Source organism: Nostoc sp. DSM 114161 (assembly GCF_052692665.1).
In genome coordinates this window covers 7,601,477-7,613,964 of sequence record NZ_CP195141.1, presented here as the reverse complement: position 1 = coordinate 7,613,964, position 12,488 = coordinate 7,601,477, and the positions used below count along the sequence as shown (strand labels likewise).

The window sequence follows — 12,488 nt, the reverse complement described above, 5'->3', positions numbered from 1 at the left end:
ATATTTAAAACACCAATTTGGTGCAAAACTAACTCAACAGTAAATTGTCTTACTTGAGATTGTCATGCTTTACATTTGGGTCTGGGAATATAAGGGATAAGAAGAAAAGAAAAACCACCTAGTCGTTGGGTGGTTTTTGGTGTCCTTAATTCTTACTTCGGTTTGTCGTCATCTCGTGCAGCTGTGACACTGCATCCTCCAAGTGCCTAATCACCTCATCAGGAGGCGACTTTTGACGATACCCCCAGCCTGCAAGCGCCTCCAGTAAGTCTTGGAATGAGTAGCCCTCTTGATGCAGCAGTTCAATCAAATCTTCCATGAAATTGATTAGCCCTTCTCTCTTAGAATCCCGTAGGGCAGTGCGGATTGAAACCTTTTGCTCTGAATCAATCATGCTTGTGCCTCATCTAACTGCTTGAGTAAAACTGCTAAGTTTTTTTGATGTAGCGCAACAAGGGTTTGCTGGCGTTCGATTTCAGCCTGTAATTGTTCTAATGAAACTGGTTCGATGTCAGACTCTTTGACATTTTGTGTTTCATATTCTTCATCATCAACAAGCACGGTGTAAATCCATCCCTCGCCCAAGTCATAAGCTCTTTTTGTCGCTGGCAGTTGGTACTCAACACCAATGATGCGCCCAAGTTTCACCATTTGCCCCAAACGATATTTGGGACTTTCCCAATGGCTGGGAATGCGGAGAAATTTGCCCGTTTCGATAATTTTCAATGTTTCTTCTGGCATCGTGTTACCTCGAAAGTTGTTGCAGCTAGCACAAGCTAGGCGCAAGTTTTTAATCTTGTTGCTGCCACCTTTGGAAAGGGGTATGTAATGGTCGATGGTCATGTTGTTAGGTGTCAGATTGCACCCACACCAAAAACATCTCATGCCGTATTTGGCAATTAGGTGCGGACGCTTGCGGTCTTTTTGGTGGTGGTATAGAGCTTTATGGATGCGTAAACTCTTTGGGCTATCCATCGGTTTTGTCATCCTTGAGAGCCAATGCTGCTTGGCACAAGAAATAAACTGCATCTGCCGAATCGGTGTTCGCCCAGGCATAATTCATCAAGCCATCAACCAATTCATCAAAGCCAAAACCTTGGTGTTTGAAAGACTCGACAAACTGAGCAGTAATACTGCAAACGCAATCGTGCCTCTGTTCTAGAAGTGCAATCTCAAGAGCTTCGGTCAAGTGGCTCATCCCTCCCTCCTATGAACAGAACGGCAAGGGTGGTCTTGAGTGCATTTGTTGGCGGCAAGAAAGGCAGAGGGCAGAAGGCAGAAGGCAGGAGGGGGGAAAGAATGCACAAGGACTAGAGCAGCGAGTATTGCTCTTGAAAAATTTTTCATATTGCTAAACTCTGTTGTTGAAATAAAATTCGTGGGCTGCATCCCAAAGGTGATGGGCAATCGCTTTCAAATCTTGGTCAAATGCCCAGCTTGCTGCTGCCTGTGCTAGGTCACCCAATGAGTAACCGCGATCTTCTAGCAGTGGGATGAAATAATCGCGCAGGAACCTGTGCAAAGCCTCTTGGCGGTCAATCTTGAGTAGAGTTTTGATGTCCTTCGGACTCATGCCTTGCATAATCCAGGTAGGCATAAACTCTCTCGGTAACACCTCATCCAGTCAGTGGTCATTCGCTTCTAAAGCTTCTAACACCGACAAATGCCACTGCAAAGATTGAACGGTTTTATCTCTACCCTTGGCAGTGTCTAGTACCAATTGGCTGTACGATGAGCCTTTTTCAGTAGGGAGGTAAGCGGGGTTTTTACCATCTGGATTGGAAACTTGAAAGCCTTGCTCTACAAGCAGTTTGTTAACCCTAATAGCACTCCACTTTTGTCCAGTTTTGGCTTCTAATTTCTCGCCCAACTGTGTTGGACGTACCAAGCTTTCATCTACTGGGATAGCTAAAGCTGACTTTGCTATCTCTGCTGCTTCTAGTAGAGCGGGGTTGTAAGATGCGATCGCATTCAGTTTCACCCCCGCTATCAACTTCGGATCTAATCCCGCACCGCCCAAGGTTAAATCGAATAAATCTGAAATTTCTTGAGGAGTTGGGGTAGGGGGTAGCGTCGGGGATTGTTCCGCTTGTGGTAGTTCATACTTGCCAGTCTTGCGGATGCTTGGTAACACTTCAGATGTCACCCATTTTTTAAAGCGTTTTGCTTGTGCTTTGCGACTAGTAAGGATGAGAGAGTATAAACCAGACTCGTTGATGCACCAAGCTTCACCTTGACGACCTATGTTAAACATAGCCCGTTCATCATCGTCCAAACGCTCTATTGCCTGACTCGGATTTTTGACATCGACAGCTGCACAAACATCTGCTGCTACCCACCAAGGGTCAACTGCTGTGCCAACAAACCGAACTTCGTGAGACTCAAATTCAAATACTGTTAGGCTGCTCATTCCACACCCCCACACAGAGATGCAACGGAAGTGAAATACTTCCGCAAATACTCAGCTTCCTCACCTTTGAAAAACAAGCTTTCTAGGTTTCCTTGCCCATTGAGCGCATTCAGATAAATTCTGACTCCAACAGAAGCTTCTTTGTTTGTGATGTAATTTTGTTTCGCCTCTAAATCAACGTAGGCGATCGCGCTCAAGTTAATTATCAATTTTCCAACTTGCAACATATTTTCACCTCATTTTTTAACAAAGCAAGAAAGAGGCGCGAGCGTTGCGCCTCTAGGTAATGAGTGTTGTGTTTATGCTGCTGCTGGAACGACTAAACCTTGAATCGCCAAGATAACTAACTGTGCTTGATATTCTGTGTCACATTCTGCCCTGGTATCACTATTAGCGGGTTGAGCGATCCATTTACCAGATAAATTTTGGTAAAAAGAACCCAAGAAAATGTAACTTTTCCACAGCCTGTATAAAGTGCCAAAATCACCATCTTCGGCGCTGTCAATTTCGTAATGTGGGGCGAGATCGCGAGGAGAAGGCAGAAGGCAGGAGGCAGAAGGCAGAAGGGAATTTCCTTCTACTTGAGGATCGAAGGCTGTAAATGTCATAATCATGATCTCCATAGTTTTTGGAATAGAGAGGCGCTTTAGTTGTCCAGACCGGGGCGCTTTCTCTATATCTAAACTATAAAGTTATAATTTAGACTTGTCAAGTTAGACTTTATAGAAGTATACTGTATCGCAAGCGATAATTGACAGTTGAGGATAGATGCTATGAAAAATTCATTAATGAAAGTCAAAAAAGTTATTGAAATAGAGGTTCCTGACTTAGGCAAAAGAATCAAGAAAGCAAGAGAAGCAAGCGCTCGCTCACTTACTGATTTATGTGCTGCTGCTGGCATGACCACTGCCAACTGGTACAGGATTGAATCCGAAGACACCAAAAGTCTGCCTATAGAAACGCTTCGCAAGATTGAAGAAGTGCTAGGTGTAAATTTTGGCGTGCAGTTTGATGATTAACCCTTCTGCCTTCTGCCTTCTGCCTCCTGCGTTTCTTGTACCTTCAAACTTATGAGCTACAAAAATCAATTTATTTGGAAAAGAGCAGTTCAGTTATCAGTCAATTGTTATAGATTTACTGAAGATTTTCCCAAAACTGAAATATACGGATTAACAAGTCAAATTAGGCGTTCCTCGGTTTCTGTGCCAAGCAATATAGCTGAAGGATATGGGCGCAGAACAACAGGAGAATACATCCAGTTTCTTCACATAGCACTTGGCTCTTTGCGAGAGTTAGACACGCAATTAACAATTGCCCTCGAAGTTGGGTTTAAAGAAAGGCAAGTGTTTCAAGCAATCTTAAAGGAAGTAGAAGAGATGCAAAGCATCTTAGTTTCTACCCTAAACAAAATTAAGTCTTAACCTTCTGCCCTCTGCCTCCTGCCCTCTGCCTTCTCTTCCAATGCCAAAACGTAAAACCCAGGATGAATTCATCCAACAAGCCCAAGCAAAGCACGATCGCTTCTATGATTACGGCTTGGTAAATTACCTAAATTCCAGCACTAAAGTTAATGTTATTTGCCCTGAACACGGCGAATTTAAAATTACTCCTAGCCATCATCTTGGCGGTGTAGGTTGTCGCAAATGCTTTGATGACCGAGCGCGAAACACCCAAGAAGATATCATTGCCAGATTTCGGCAAGCTCATGGCGATCGCTATGGCTATGACAAGGTTATTTATACACGAATAGACATCAAGGTTGTAATCACTTGCTCTATCCACGGTGACTTTGAGCAAGTCCCTATTGCCCACATAAATGGCTCTGGGTGTCTTAAGTGTTTCAACCAAAAGCAAACTTTAACAAAAGAAGAGTTTATCCAAAAAGCCCGTGCTAAACATGGCGATAGATACGACTACAGTCAGGCAAATTACATCAACATAGCTACCAAAGTAACTATCATTTGCACTGCTCATGGAAGTTTTGAACAAAGTCCTGGCAATCATCTTAGAGGTCATAGATGTCCTGACTGTGCCAAAGAAAATGTAACCGAAGCTCAGTTTGGCTTTGAATACAAAGGCGTTAAGTATCGCAGCATCAAACACGCCTGTCAGGAATTAGATAAAGATTACTGGACTGTAGTTAAGCGATTAGAGCTTGGCTGGACTCTAGAACAAGCTTTTGACGATGCACAATCAAACCCCCGGCATCCTTTTAAGGTAAATGGCGTAACTTACAACGGTATAGAAGATGCTGTTCGTCAGCTAAACGCTCCAGTGAGTTCTACAACCGTGAAAAGGCGTATCGCCGAAGGAATGAAGCCAGAAGAAGCCTTATTTACTCCCCCTAAATTAAGTTACAGCAATGGCGTTGTTTACCTAATAGCCAATCTTATAGATGGCAAGCAATACATAGGGCTGACAACAACAACCTTAGACGAACGCTGGAAAGGTCATCTAGAACAAGTTCTCAGGAAAGATGCCTCTCTTTTGCATAAAGCGATCGCCTCATTTGGCAAAGAAAATTTCACGATTGAAGTTATTGATTCTGCTTGTAGTCCCAAAGAGCTTAGAGCCAAAGAACGGGAATGGATCGAGAAGTTAAATACTTTAGCTCCCAACGGTTACAACGTCAGTAAGGGCGGTGAAATTGGTGGATCTCCTGGTAAACCTACCAGACTTCCTGGAGCTCCGATTCTTTACCCGTCTGTTAAAGCAGCAGCAGAAGCATTAGCAAAGCGCGAAAATATTAACATTGAGGCTGCTGAGAAACGAATCTACGTAGGTCGGATTAATGCCAAGAAGCCACACGGTTTGTCAAAGACACGAATTTATAAACTCTGGGACTACCTCGTTCATGGCGCGACTAATCCAAAATCTAGAGACTACACTGGTTCTACAATTTGCGAACGATGGAAAGATTTCACCAATTTCTACGAAGATATGGGGCCAACTTATCAAGATGGTTTGCGCCTCAAGTTAATCGATCCAAATTCTCCCTATTGCCCTGAAAACTGTGTGTGGGTAAATCCCAAAAATAAGCACAGCAGGGTTTTGCCCAATGTTTCCTCTAAGCTTGGAAAAATTGGAGAAGGCAATGGAAGTTTTCAACAGCTTACGCTTTGGAATTGGGCAGATGAAATAGAATCTCCTAGATAGAGCCATCGCAATCAATGAGTTTTACTTGCTCCCTTATCCAAGTCAGCTAATCGCTTTTTGCATTCAGCACTTAGCTCTGTGTCGTCGTTGGGGCTGAAATCAGCCAGTGCTTCTTGGCTTCTGCATAATTTGTTTTCTCGACGTTCTTGGTCTAGTTTTTCTTGCCTCTCTCTGAACTCAAGATCGATTCGATCTAGTTCCTTGGCTAACTTATCCCTATTCTGTTTTTCAGCATCCGTTAATTGAGTAGGAGAGGGCGTAGGTGCTGGAGTGGAGATAACAAGGGGGGTAGAGGTAGTTGAAGGAGATTGCGATTGCGGAGACTGCGACGAACAACTAGTGAGGAGAACACAACCAGCAAAAGCAGTGCTTAAAAATATCAGTTTCATTGGTATGGGAATTTTGGCTCTCTGCTTATAGCTCCCAAAATCGCTGCAAAAATCATTGCTTGCTGAAAAATTTTTCATAACCCTGAATAGTGCGATCGCTCTTATGAAGTTGCACGCCAAAATTTTCTTAGCGAGGAATTGCTTGTGTAGATCAGATATTGGTAGATTAGAACTCGTAAAAATGTTGCGTTAGTGCAGTTCGCCGTAGATATTGCTGGACGCTCGGCTCTCCAAAAATTTTGGAGTCTAGTTTGATGGTTAATTTTTCTGCTATCAGCCCGATAATCATGCCTTAAATGCTAAAGAAGCTGACACCGCGACAATCTATTCCAATCAAATTAATTCAGGCTAAGGCTTATGAGATATGGGCAACTCGCGAACGTAACAAACAAAGTGGCACTCCTGAAGATGATTGGTCTAAAGCAATAGAATTTTTAAATCAACACTGGTGGTTTGTTACTCGTTGGAGGATAGACAAGCGTTACCAGCAGTTAAAAGTATCTGCTGCAACTTCAATAAAAAATGCCATATCCTTTAAAACTTTAAGTCAAGCAGTAAATGCCTCAGTGCTGATTGGTGCAATTACATTCATTGCTGGCGAACAACAGCGTCGTGATGCACAAGTGTACCAGGCATGGCAGGTTATTAATTCTGCACATAATCAACCCGGTAGTGGTGGGCGAATACAAGCATTGGAGTTTCTCAACAGTGAACCCAGAAGAATTCCTTGGTTTTGGTTGCGCTGGCAGAGGGAAAGTTTATCAGGCTTAGAAGCACCAAATGCTTACTTACTTCCTTCTCGCAAGGGTACTGATAAAAAGCGTGGTATTCAACTCTCTAAGGCAGACCTGAGTTATGCCAATCTACAAGGGGCAAAGCTGTTTGATGCCAATCTACAAGGGGCAGGACTGAATGATGCCAATTTACAAGGGGCAAAGCTGTTTGGTGCCAATCTACAAGGGGCAGACCTGTTTGATGCCAATCTACAAGGGGCAGGACTGAGTGGTGCCAATCTACAAGGGGCAGGACTGAGTTATGCTGACCTACAAGGGGCAGACCTGTTTTTTGCCAATCTACAAGGGGCAGGACTGAGTGGTGCCAATCTACAAAGGGCAGACCTGAGTTATGCCAATCTACAAAGGGCAGACCTGAGTTATGCCAATCTACAAAGGGCAGACCTGAGTTATGCCAATCTACAAGGGGCAAAGCTGTTTGATGCCAATCTACAGGGCGCAAAGCTGAGTTATGCCAATCTACAGGGCGCAAACCTGAGTAATACCAAGTTGCAAGAAGCTGAATATACAGATAAAAGTACTAGTCCTAAAACGTGTAAACTTTATTCAAATAACTACCCATGTCCGACTATTTTCCCTCCTGGTTTTGACCCAAAAGCAGCAGGGATGATATTAGTAAAGTGATGCCTTTTTGGGCGATCGCAAGTCATTGGATATAGGAATTTTGCCTGTCTACTTAGATCTCCCAAAATCGCTGCAAAAATCATTGGTTGTTGAAAAATTTTTCATGAGCCTGAATAGGGCGATCGCTCTACGAGCCTAATTAAACGGTATGGGTCGGAGAAGTGTATCTTCAATCTGCTGTCGCACATCTCGGCTGACGTAACACTCGCTGTTGAGGCAATCAACTAGTAGCTGATTTGCGTCATAGTACTGCTGCAATAGTTCTTTTTGTTCCTTGCTGAACTGCCAGTCATGTCCAATATTGCGATATTCAATCATTACGGTTCTGAGTTTTTGAGTCCAAGCTAGACCTTTTTCTTGCCACCACTGTTGGGACTCTTTGTCTGGTAGCTGCTGTGCAAGTTCTTGTAACTTCTCCTCCAATTCACGGTCGCGGATGCGGGTATGGGTGAGGGTGTTTTTAATGGCGAGGACGCGACTGTGGTCGAAGTCGGCCTCATCCTCGCGGGTACGGTAGAAACGGAAGTCGCGGTCGTGGTAAAGGGCGAGAGCGAGGGCACATTCGAGGTCGCGGTCTTGGTAGAGGGCGAGGGTGCGGTTGAGAGGGCTGTCGAGGGCGAGTTCACGGTCTAGGGCCGGGTCTAGGGCGCGGTCTAGATCGCGAACAAGGTTCCTGCCAAGGTCGAGGTCGAGGTCGAAGTAAAAGGCGCGAACAGCAGCAGATTTATAGAAAGAGTCAACACAACGAGATTTTTCTTCAATCCAAGTGAGAAACTTCTGTATTTTTTTATCAGTTGCTAAGAGTTGATCGATTTCCTGTTTCATTGAGTGCGACAAATCATCAGCATTGTCCAATATCCCTACAGTCAACAAGAAAACTTCTCGCCAGTGCTTATCAGTGATATGACTAGCTAATTGTTGAAACACCTGCTGAGGATTACGATTTAAGGTAATTTTTCTAGCAGCAAAAAACTCATGAAACGTTAGATGAGAAAATGAATAAATCCCTCTTGCCCGTTCTACAAGTAATCCATGTTGTGCTTCAATTGATTTCAGTACTGCATTGCTGTCTAACAACAGTGCTTGTTGGTCGGTTTGGGCATCAGGTAAATTTTGAATGTAATTACTAATGTATTCTTCTACAAGCCTTTCTTTAAAGAAGTAATTTCCTCCCTCAAACGTTTCTAAAGCAATTTTGCTCAACAAGTCTTGTTTGCGTTTGAGAGAAAGTTTATGATACACCTCATCTCGCTCAATATGGCGCGTACCATCCCACTTTTTGAGCAATACATCTACCCCTTCTTGGTAAAGCTCAGAACGGTTAGAAGGAAAATCTGTCGATTCCCCAAAGAGCAAGCACAGCAGTGTCAAGAGTAAGGGATTGGTAGCTAGTTCTTTAATCTGTTGATTTTCTTGCAGCTTTTGAATAAATTGTTCGGCTTTCTTTAGATCTTTAGTTTGAAACCATTTAGTAGCAAACTCGGTAATCTGTTTTTCATTAAAGTCGGCAACCTCAACCTCGGTAAACTGTTCAAATGTATATTCCTTCGATGCAATCCGGCAGGTCATGACAAAGTAATTTGCATCGTAGTCAGTTGAAAAGTTACGGATTTCTCTTAAAATCCGATGATTATCTGCTTGCCTAACTTCATCTAACCCATCAAGCAACACAATTGCCCGACCCTGATGCAACACCGTTTTAGTTATCTCTTGGTCTGAAATATCGCTGAGAGCAAAATTGTCATTGATATACTGCAATAAACTTGGTTGCTGAGGTTCTTCTGCAAATTCTTTAAGAGTTATAAAAATGGGGACACGATCTGGCAAAAATTGTCTTGAATTACATAGAATTGCTATTCGTTTTAAAAAGGTTGTCTTGCCTGCCCCTGGCTTTCCTAAAATCATCAGCTTGGAGTATCGCTCAACAGCTTCCAGTCCCGACACTCGCTTTTCTGCCACCCGGCTCAGACCCAAGCGATCAAAGTCTTCTAGATTGCAGTTTTCCAAAAGTTCAGCGATCTTTAAGCGTCTGCGTCCTGTAATTTTCTCCAGAATGTTGACATCGGTGTAAATGTCCTTTAGCTCAATTGGGTGAGTCATGTCCAGAACACGCATGAATCCACATTGTTTTTGGATGAATGCGCTCACTTTTTGACGTACCTGTTGCACCAGTTCATCAACACTAGGGGTTTTGACTGCTTGCTTTTCGTCTTCTTCTAGTTCTGCAATCTCACCCCACTCTAAACCTAGTTCTGTGCAGATGGCTTGGAATATCTGTTTATCAACAAGTCGTCCAGCAAAAAATTTGATGACAACCGGACGAGAACAACCTGCTGCCCCTGCCAAGTATTCCTGTGTCCAACCTTTGAGCTTGAATGCACGTTGGGCTTTTTCTAACCCTGTTTTCGATGCTTTAAGCGATCGCGTCATAGCTGTAAGTTCAACTTTGACATAACTATTACATAACTCTAACAGCCTACTTTGACCAAAGCTTTTTTTGAAATTTCTATTCTAAGAACAGAAAGAAAAAACCTGGATAAATTCCAGGTAAGCATCGAAAACACGGAGACCACAACAATGGATTTCAATAGTCATAGACCCCGCACTTCCAATGATAATTCAAATGCTCCTAAAGCACTTATCAGGGCAGTAAACGCCACTACCCAACAGCAGTTTTATGGACTGCTGAAAAATTTGGTAAGTGCTGTGAGTAAAGACAGCAGCAATAACGTTGCGATTGTGGCAATGGCAGCAATGTTTTTTGGGTTTGCAGCAATGATTTTTGCATTTGCTGTGATGGCGCTAAAACCTGCAACACCAGCAGCTAATCCGCCAGCGATTAACTTGCAAGTTCACCCAACTACCACAGTGACAACTAACCAAGAGCAAAACCAACGAATAGATCCGCCATTGGAGCCAGGGTCTTAATTGAAGAAGGCAGAAGTTAAAGGGCAGAAGGCAGAAGGAAAGAGTTATCACCTGCGACAAGGGGAGAAGGAATTGCGGGAAATCAAAAATCTAAACCTTCTGCCTGCTGCCTCCTGCTTTCTGCCTTTATTGTTGAAGTGCGATCGCCCTTGCTGCAAAACTTTTCAACAAGTGGCGATCGCTTGCATTAACTGTAATGGACTCGTGTAAAACTAATGTAATAGTTGTGGCAGGTTGACAATGGGTAGGTCATGCCAAGCATCAAAGCAAGGGCTTGAGAAAGCTGAGGCAGCATTCAAGCTTAGAGGTTGGACACAAGAATACTTGGCAGGAAGAGTAGGTTGCACTCGACAGACCGTAATCAAATTTTTTGCTAGGCGACCTGTTGCAAAGCACTTCTTTCAAGCTATGTGCAATGAACTAGACTTGGAGTGGGGAGAGATTGCACAACTGGAGCCAGAAGACGAGCAATCCAGCAGGAATCTTGGTATGGACACAGAACGAGAAAAAAACTGTGAGCTTCTCCAGGAAGAGCGCAGTGCTACACAAGTATTGATTTCTCCGGTATCCCTAGCAAAAAACCAAAATGGTAACTGTAAAGAACAACTCGTTATTACACTTACTGGTGATGTAGAAAGCGTCCTTAATAATCCCGATGTTCAGGCAGCTTTGCTAGTGTTGATGCAAAAAGCTTCAAAGGATGCAAGTTTAACAATTGATCGGATTGAAAAAGGCAGTATAAAAATAACCTTCAGCGGTTCACGAGAAGGTCTTAAAAGGCTTGAGGAGCAAATCAAATCAGGCAACTTGACGGAAGTATTGGGTATGCCTGTTGAAAATGTACAGTCATTACCTAGCGGCACTACAGGTGAAAAGCAAGATAAAATTCGTTTAGTCCAAGAAATTATTGCTCAGGGAGCTAGTGGTCGAGACTTAACTGATACTGACTTGAGTGGTGTAGACCTGAGAGGCACTAACCTCACTAATGCTGACCTAAGCTGTGCTGACTTGAGAGGGACAAACCTGAGCGATGCCAACCTAGAAGGTGCCGACTTGAATTGTGCTGACTTGAGAGGGACAAACCTGAGCGATGCCAACCTGAACGGTGTTTCTCTGCATGATGCCATCATTGACCAAACAACAATAATTAGCAACAAATGGCGTTTAGTTTGGGAGATTGTTAATCAAACATCTCAAGGTCGAGACCTGAGAAATGCCAACCTCATTGATGCCAACCTCAGTGGTGCCAACCTCAGTGGTGCCAACCTCAGTGGTGCCAACCTCATTGATGCCAACCTCAGTGGTGCCAACCTCAGTGGTGCCAACCTCATTGATGCCAACCTCATTGATGCCAACCTCATTGATGCCAACCTCAGTGGTGCCAACCTCAGGGGTGTAAATCTTAATGAAGAGACGCAGATTGATGGTAAATGGCGTTTAGTTTGGGAGATTGTTAATCAGCAAGCAGCAGATCGAGATTTAAGTAATGCCGACCTCAGCAGAGCCAACCTCAGCAGAGCCAACCTCAGCAGAGCCAACCTCAGCAGAGCCAACCTCCGTGGTGCCAACCTCAGGTATGCCAACCTCAGTGGTGCCAACCTCATTGATACCAACCTCAGGGGTGTCGACCTCAGGGAAGCCAACCTCAGCGACACCAACCTCAAGGGTATCGACCTTCGCGCTCCCAACCTCATTGATGCCAACTTCAACGATGCCAACTTCAGGGGTGCCAACCTCAGCGATGCCAACCTCAGCGATGCCAACCTCAATGGTGCCAACCTCAATGGCACCAACCTCAGCGGTGCCAACCTCAATGGTGCCAACCTCAATGGCATCAACCTCAGCTTTGCCAACCTCAATGGCACTAACCTCAGCAGTTTTGACCTAAACCATGCCAGACTAAGAAATGCCAATCTGAGCAGCACTACTCTAAGTAGTGCCAATCTGAGCGGTGCCGATCTGAATGGTGCTGACCTAAAAAATGCCAATGTTGTGGATGCCAATCTGAGCAATGCCGACCTGAGAAATACCAATCTGAGTGGTGCTGACCTAAAAAATGCCAATGTTGTGGATGCTTTATTTGGAAACAATTTAGGACTTACAGAAGACATGAAGCGCGATCTAGAACGGCGAGGGGCAATTTTTGGCGATCGCCCTCCGGTCAGCAGTCCACGATAAAGCGTACCT

15 protein-coding genes are annotated in these 12,488 nt (G+C 44.0%); 7 read left to right on the top strand and 8 right to left on the bottom strand.

Annotated features, from left to right (window positions below):
* Positions 1-390: 390 nt before the first annotated feature.
* The 6 genes from NSTC745_RS31830 to NSTC745_RS31805 form a co-directional block, all read right to left on the bottom strand.
* Positions 391-987 (bottom strand): HNH endonuclease, encoded by a 597-nt coding sequence (locus NSTC745_RS31830; RefSeq protein WP_445634587.1) that lies wholly within the window; start codon positions 985-987, stop codon positions 391-393.
* Positions 968-1,198, bottom strand: coding sequence for a hypothetical protein (locus tag NSTC745_RS31825; protein ID WP_445634586.1), 231 nt, complete (start codon positions 1,196-1,198; stop codon positions 968-970). Before NSTC745_RS31825 ends, NSTC745_RS31830 begins: the two co-directional genes overlap by 20 nt.
* Positions 1,199-1,351: 153 nt before the next feature.
* Positions 1,352-1,597 (bottom strand): hypothetical protein, encoded by a 246-nt coding sequence (locus tag NSTC745_RS31820; protein WP_445634585.1) that lies wholly within the window; start codon positions 1,595-1,597, stop codon positions 1,352-1,354.
* 27 nt (positions 1,598-1,624) lie between these two features.
* The gene (locus tag NSTC745_RS31815; protein ID WP_445634584.1) at positions 1,625-2,410 is read right to left on the bottom strand and encodes a BRO-N domain-containing protein; all 786 of its coding nucleotides are present in this window, start codon (positions 2,408-2,410) and stop codon (positions 1,625-1,627) included.
* The gene (locus NSTC745_RS31810) at positions 2,407-2,637 is read right to left on the bottom strand and encodes a hypothetical protein (protein ID WP_445634583.1); all 231 of its coding nucleotides are present in this window, start codon (positions 2,635-2,637) and stop codon (positions 2,407-2,409) included. Before NSTC745_RS31810 ends, NSTC745_RS31815 begins: the two co-directional genes overlap by 4 nt.
* A gap of 72 nt (positions 2,638-2,709) precedes the next feature.
* Positions 2,710-3,018 carry a hypothetical protein gene (locus NSTC745_RS31805; protein ID WP_445634582.1) on the bottom strand — a complete coding sequence of 103 codons (309 nt, stop codon included), beginning with the start codon at positions 3,016-3,018 and terminating at the stop codon, positions 2,710-2,712.
* Positions 3,019-3,183: 165 nt separating this feature from the next.
* Between NSTC745_RS31805 and NSTC745_RS31800 the strand changes: the two genes are divergently transcribed.
* Genes NSTC745_RS31800 through NSTC745_RS31790 form a run of 3 tightly spaced genes read left to right on the top strand, consistent with a single transcriptional unit; the run spans position 3,184 to position 5,566 of the window.
* The gene (locus tag NSTC745_RS31800; protein ID WP_445634581.1) at positions 3,184-3,429 is read left to right on the top strand and encodes a helix-turn-helix domain-containing protein; all 246 of its coding nucleotides are present in this window, start codon (positions 3,184-3,186) and stop codon (positions 3,427-3,429) included.
* Positions 3,430-3,480: 51 nt separating this feature from the next.
* Complete coding sequence (locus NSTC745_RS31795) at positions 3,481-3,831, top strand: four helix bundle protein (protein WP_445634580.1); 351 nt, start codon at positions 3,481-3,483, stop codon at positions 3,829-3,831.
* Positions 3,832-3,871: 40 nt separating this feature from the next.
* On the top strand, positions 3,872-5,566 hold the full coding sequence (locus tag NSTC745_RS31790; RefSeq protein ID WP_445634579.1) for a GIY-YIG nuclease family protein: 1,695 nt from the start codon (positions 3,872-3,874) through the stop codon (positions 5,564-5,566).
* 11 nt (positions 5,567-5,577) lie between these two features.
* Here NSTC745_RS31790 and NSTC745_RS31785 read toward each other — a convergent pair whose 3' ends face one another.
* The gene (locus NSTC745_RS31785; protein WP_445634578.1) at positions 5,578-5,955 is read right to left on the bottom strand and encodes a hypothetical protein; all 378 of its coding nucleotides are present in this window, start codon (positions 5,953-5,955) and stop codon (positions 5,578-5,580) included.
* A gap of 296 nt (positions 5,956-6,251) precedes the next feature.
* Between NSTC745_RS31785 and NSTC745_RS31780 the strand changes: the two genes are divergently transcribed.
* The gene (locus NSTC745_RS31780; protein WP_445634577.1) at positions 6,252-7,373 is read left to right on the top strand and encodes a pentapeptide repeat-containing protein; all 1,122 of its coding nucleotides are present in this window, start codon (positions 6,252-6,254) and stop codon (positions 7,371-7,373) included.
* A gap of 135 nt (positions 7,374-7,508) precedes the next feature.
* Here the strand turns inward: NSTC745_RS31780 and NSTC745_RS31775 are convergent, their stop codons facing one another.
* Positions 7,509-9,803 carry an NACHT C-terminal helical domain 2-containing protein gene (locus tag NSTC745_RS31775; RefSeq protein WP_445634576.1) on the bottom strand — a complete coding sequence of 765 codons (2,295 nt, stop codon included), beginning with the start codon at positions 9,801-9,803 and terminating at the stop codon, positions 7,509-7,511.
* 147 nt (positions 9,804-9,950) lie between these two features.
* On the opposite strand from NSTC745_RS31775, the gene NSTC745_RS31770 reads away from it, so the two are divergent.
* From NSTC745_RS31770 to NSTC745_RS31760, 3 genes are read left to right on the top strand one after another with little or no spacing between them, the layout of a single operon-like run.
* Positions 9,951-10,301 (top strand): hypothetical protein, encoded by a 351-nt coding sequence (locus NSTC745_RS31770; protein ID WP_445634575.1) that lies wholly within the window; start codon positions 9,951-9,953, stop codon positions 10,299-10,301.
* On the top strand, positions 10,302-10,511 hold the full coding sequence (locus tag NSTC745_RS31765; protein WP_445634574.1) for a hypothetical protein: 210 nt from the start codon (positions 10,302-10,304) through the stop codon (positions 10,509-10,511).
* 30 nt (positions 10,512-10,541) lie between these two features.
* On the top strand, positions 10,542-12,479 hold the full coding sequence (locus NSTC745_RS31760; RefSeq protein ID WP_445634573.1) for a pentapeptide repeat-containing protein: 1,938 nt from the start codon (positions 10,542-10,544) through the stop codon (positions 12,477-12,479).
* The last annotated feature ends 9 nt before the right edge of the window (positions 12,480-12,488 follow it).

Bases quoted from the DNA above. Each gene is read 5' to 3' on its own strand.
- NSTC745_RS31795 (WP_445634580.1), top strand. From the start codon at position 3,481: ATGAGCTACAAAAATCAATTTATTTGGAAAAGAGCAGTTCAGTTATCA.
- NSTC745_RS31770 (WP_445634575.1), top strand. From the start codon at position 9,951: ATGGATTTCAATAGTCATAGACCCCGCACTTCCAATGATAATTCAAAT.
- NSTC745_RS31805 (WP_445634582.1), bottom strand. From the start codon at position 3,018: ATGACATTTACAGCCTTCGATCCTCAAGTAGAAGGAAATTCCCTTCTG.
- NSTC745_RS31810 (WP_445634583.1), bottom strand. From the start codon at position 2,637: ATGTTGCAAGTTGGAAAATTGATAATTAACTTGAGCGCGATCGCCTAC.
- NSTC745_RS31825 (WP_445634586.1), bottom strand. From the start codon at position 1,198: ATGAGCCACTTGACCGAAGCTCTTGAGATTGCACTTCTAGAACAGAGG.
- NSTC745_RS31815 (WP_445634584.1), bottom strand. From the start codon at position 2,410: ATGAGCAGCCTAACAGTATTTGAATTTGAGTCTCACGAAGTTCGGTTT.
- NSTC745_RS31800 (WP_445634581.1), top strand. From the start codon at position 3,184: ATGAAAAATTCATTAATGAAAGTCAAAAAAGTTATTGAAATAGAGGTT.
- NSTC745_RS31790 (WP_445634579.1), top strand. From the start codon at position 3,872: ATGCCAAAACGTAAAACCCAGGATGAATTCATCCAACAAGCCCAAGCA.
- NSTC745_RS31780 (WP_445634577.1), top strand. From the start codon at position 6,252: ATGCTAAAGAAGCTGACACCGCGACAATCTATTCCAATCAAATTAATT.
- NSTC745_RS31830 (WP_445634587.1), bottom strand. From the start codon at position 987: ATGACAAAACCGATGGATAGCCCAAAGAGTTTACGCATCCATAAAGCT.
- NSTC745_RS31820 (WP_445634585.1), bottom strand. From the start codon at position 1,597: ATGCCTACCTGGATTATGCAAGGCATGAGTCCGAAGGACATCAAAACT.
- NSTC745_RS31760 (WP_445634573.1), top strand. From the start codon at position 10,542: ATGGGTAGGTCATGCCAAGCATCAAAGCAAGGGCTTGAGAAAGCTGAG.
- NSTC745_RS31775 (WP_445634576.1), bottom strand. From the start codon at position 9,803: ATGACGCGATCGCTTAAAGCATCGAAAACAGGGTTAGAAAAAGCCCAA.
- NSTC745_RS31785 (WP_445634578.1), bottom strand. From the start codon at position 5,955: ATGAAACTGATATTTTTAAGCACTGCTTTTGCTGGTTGTGTTCTCCTC.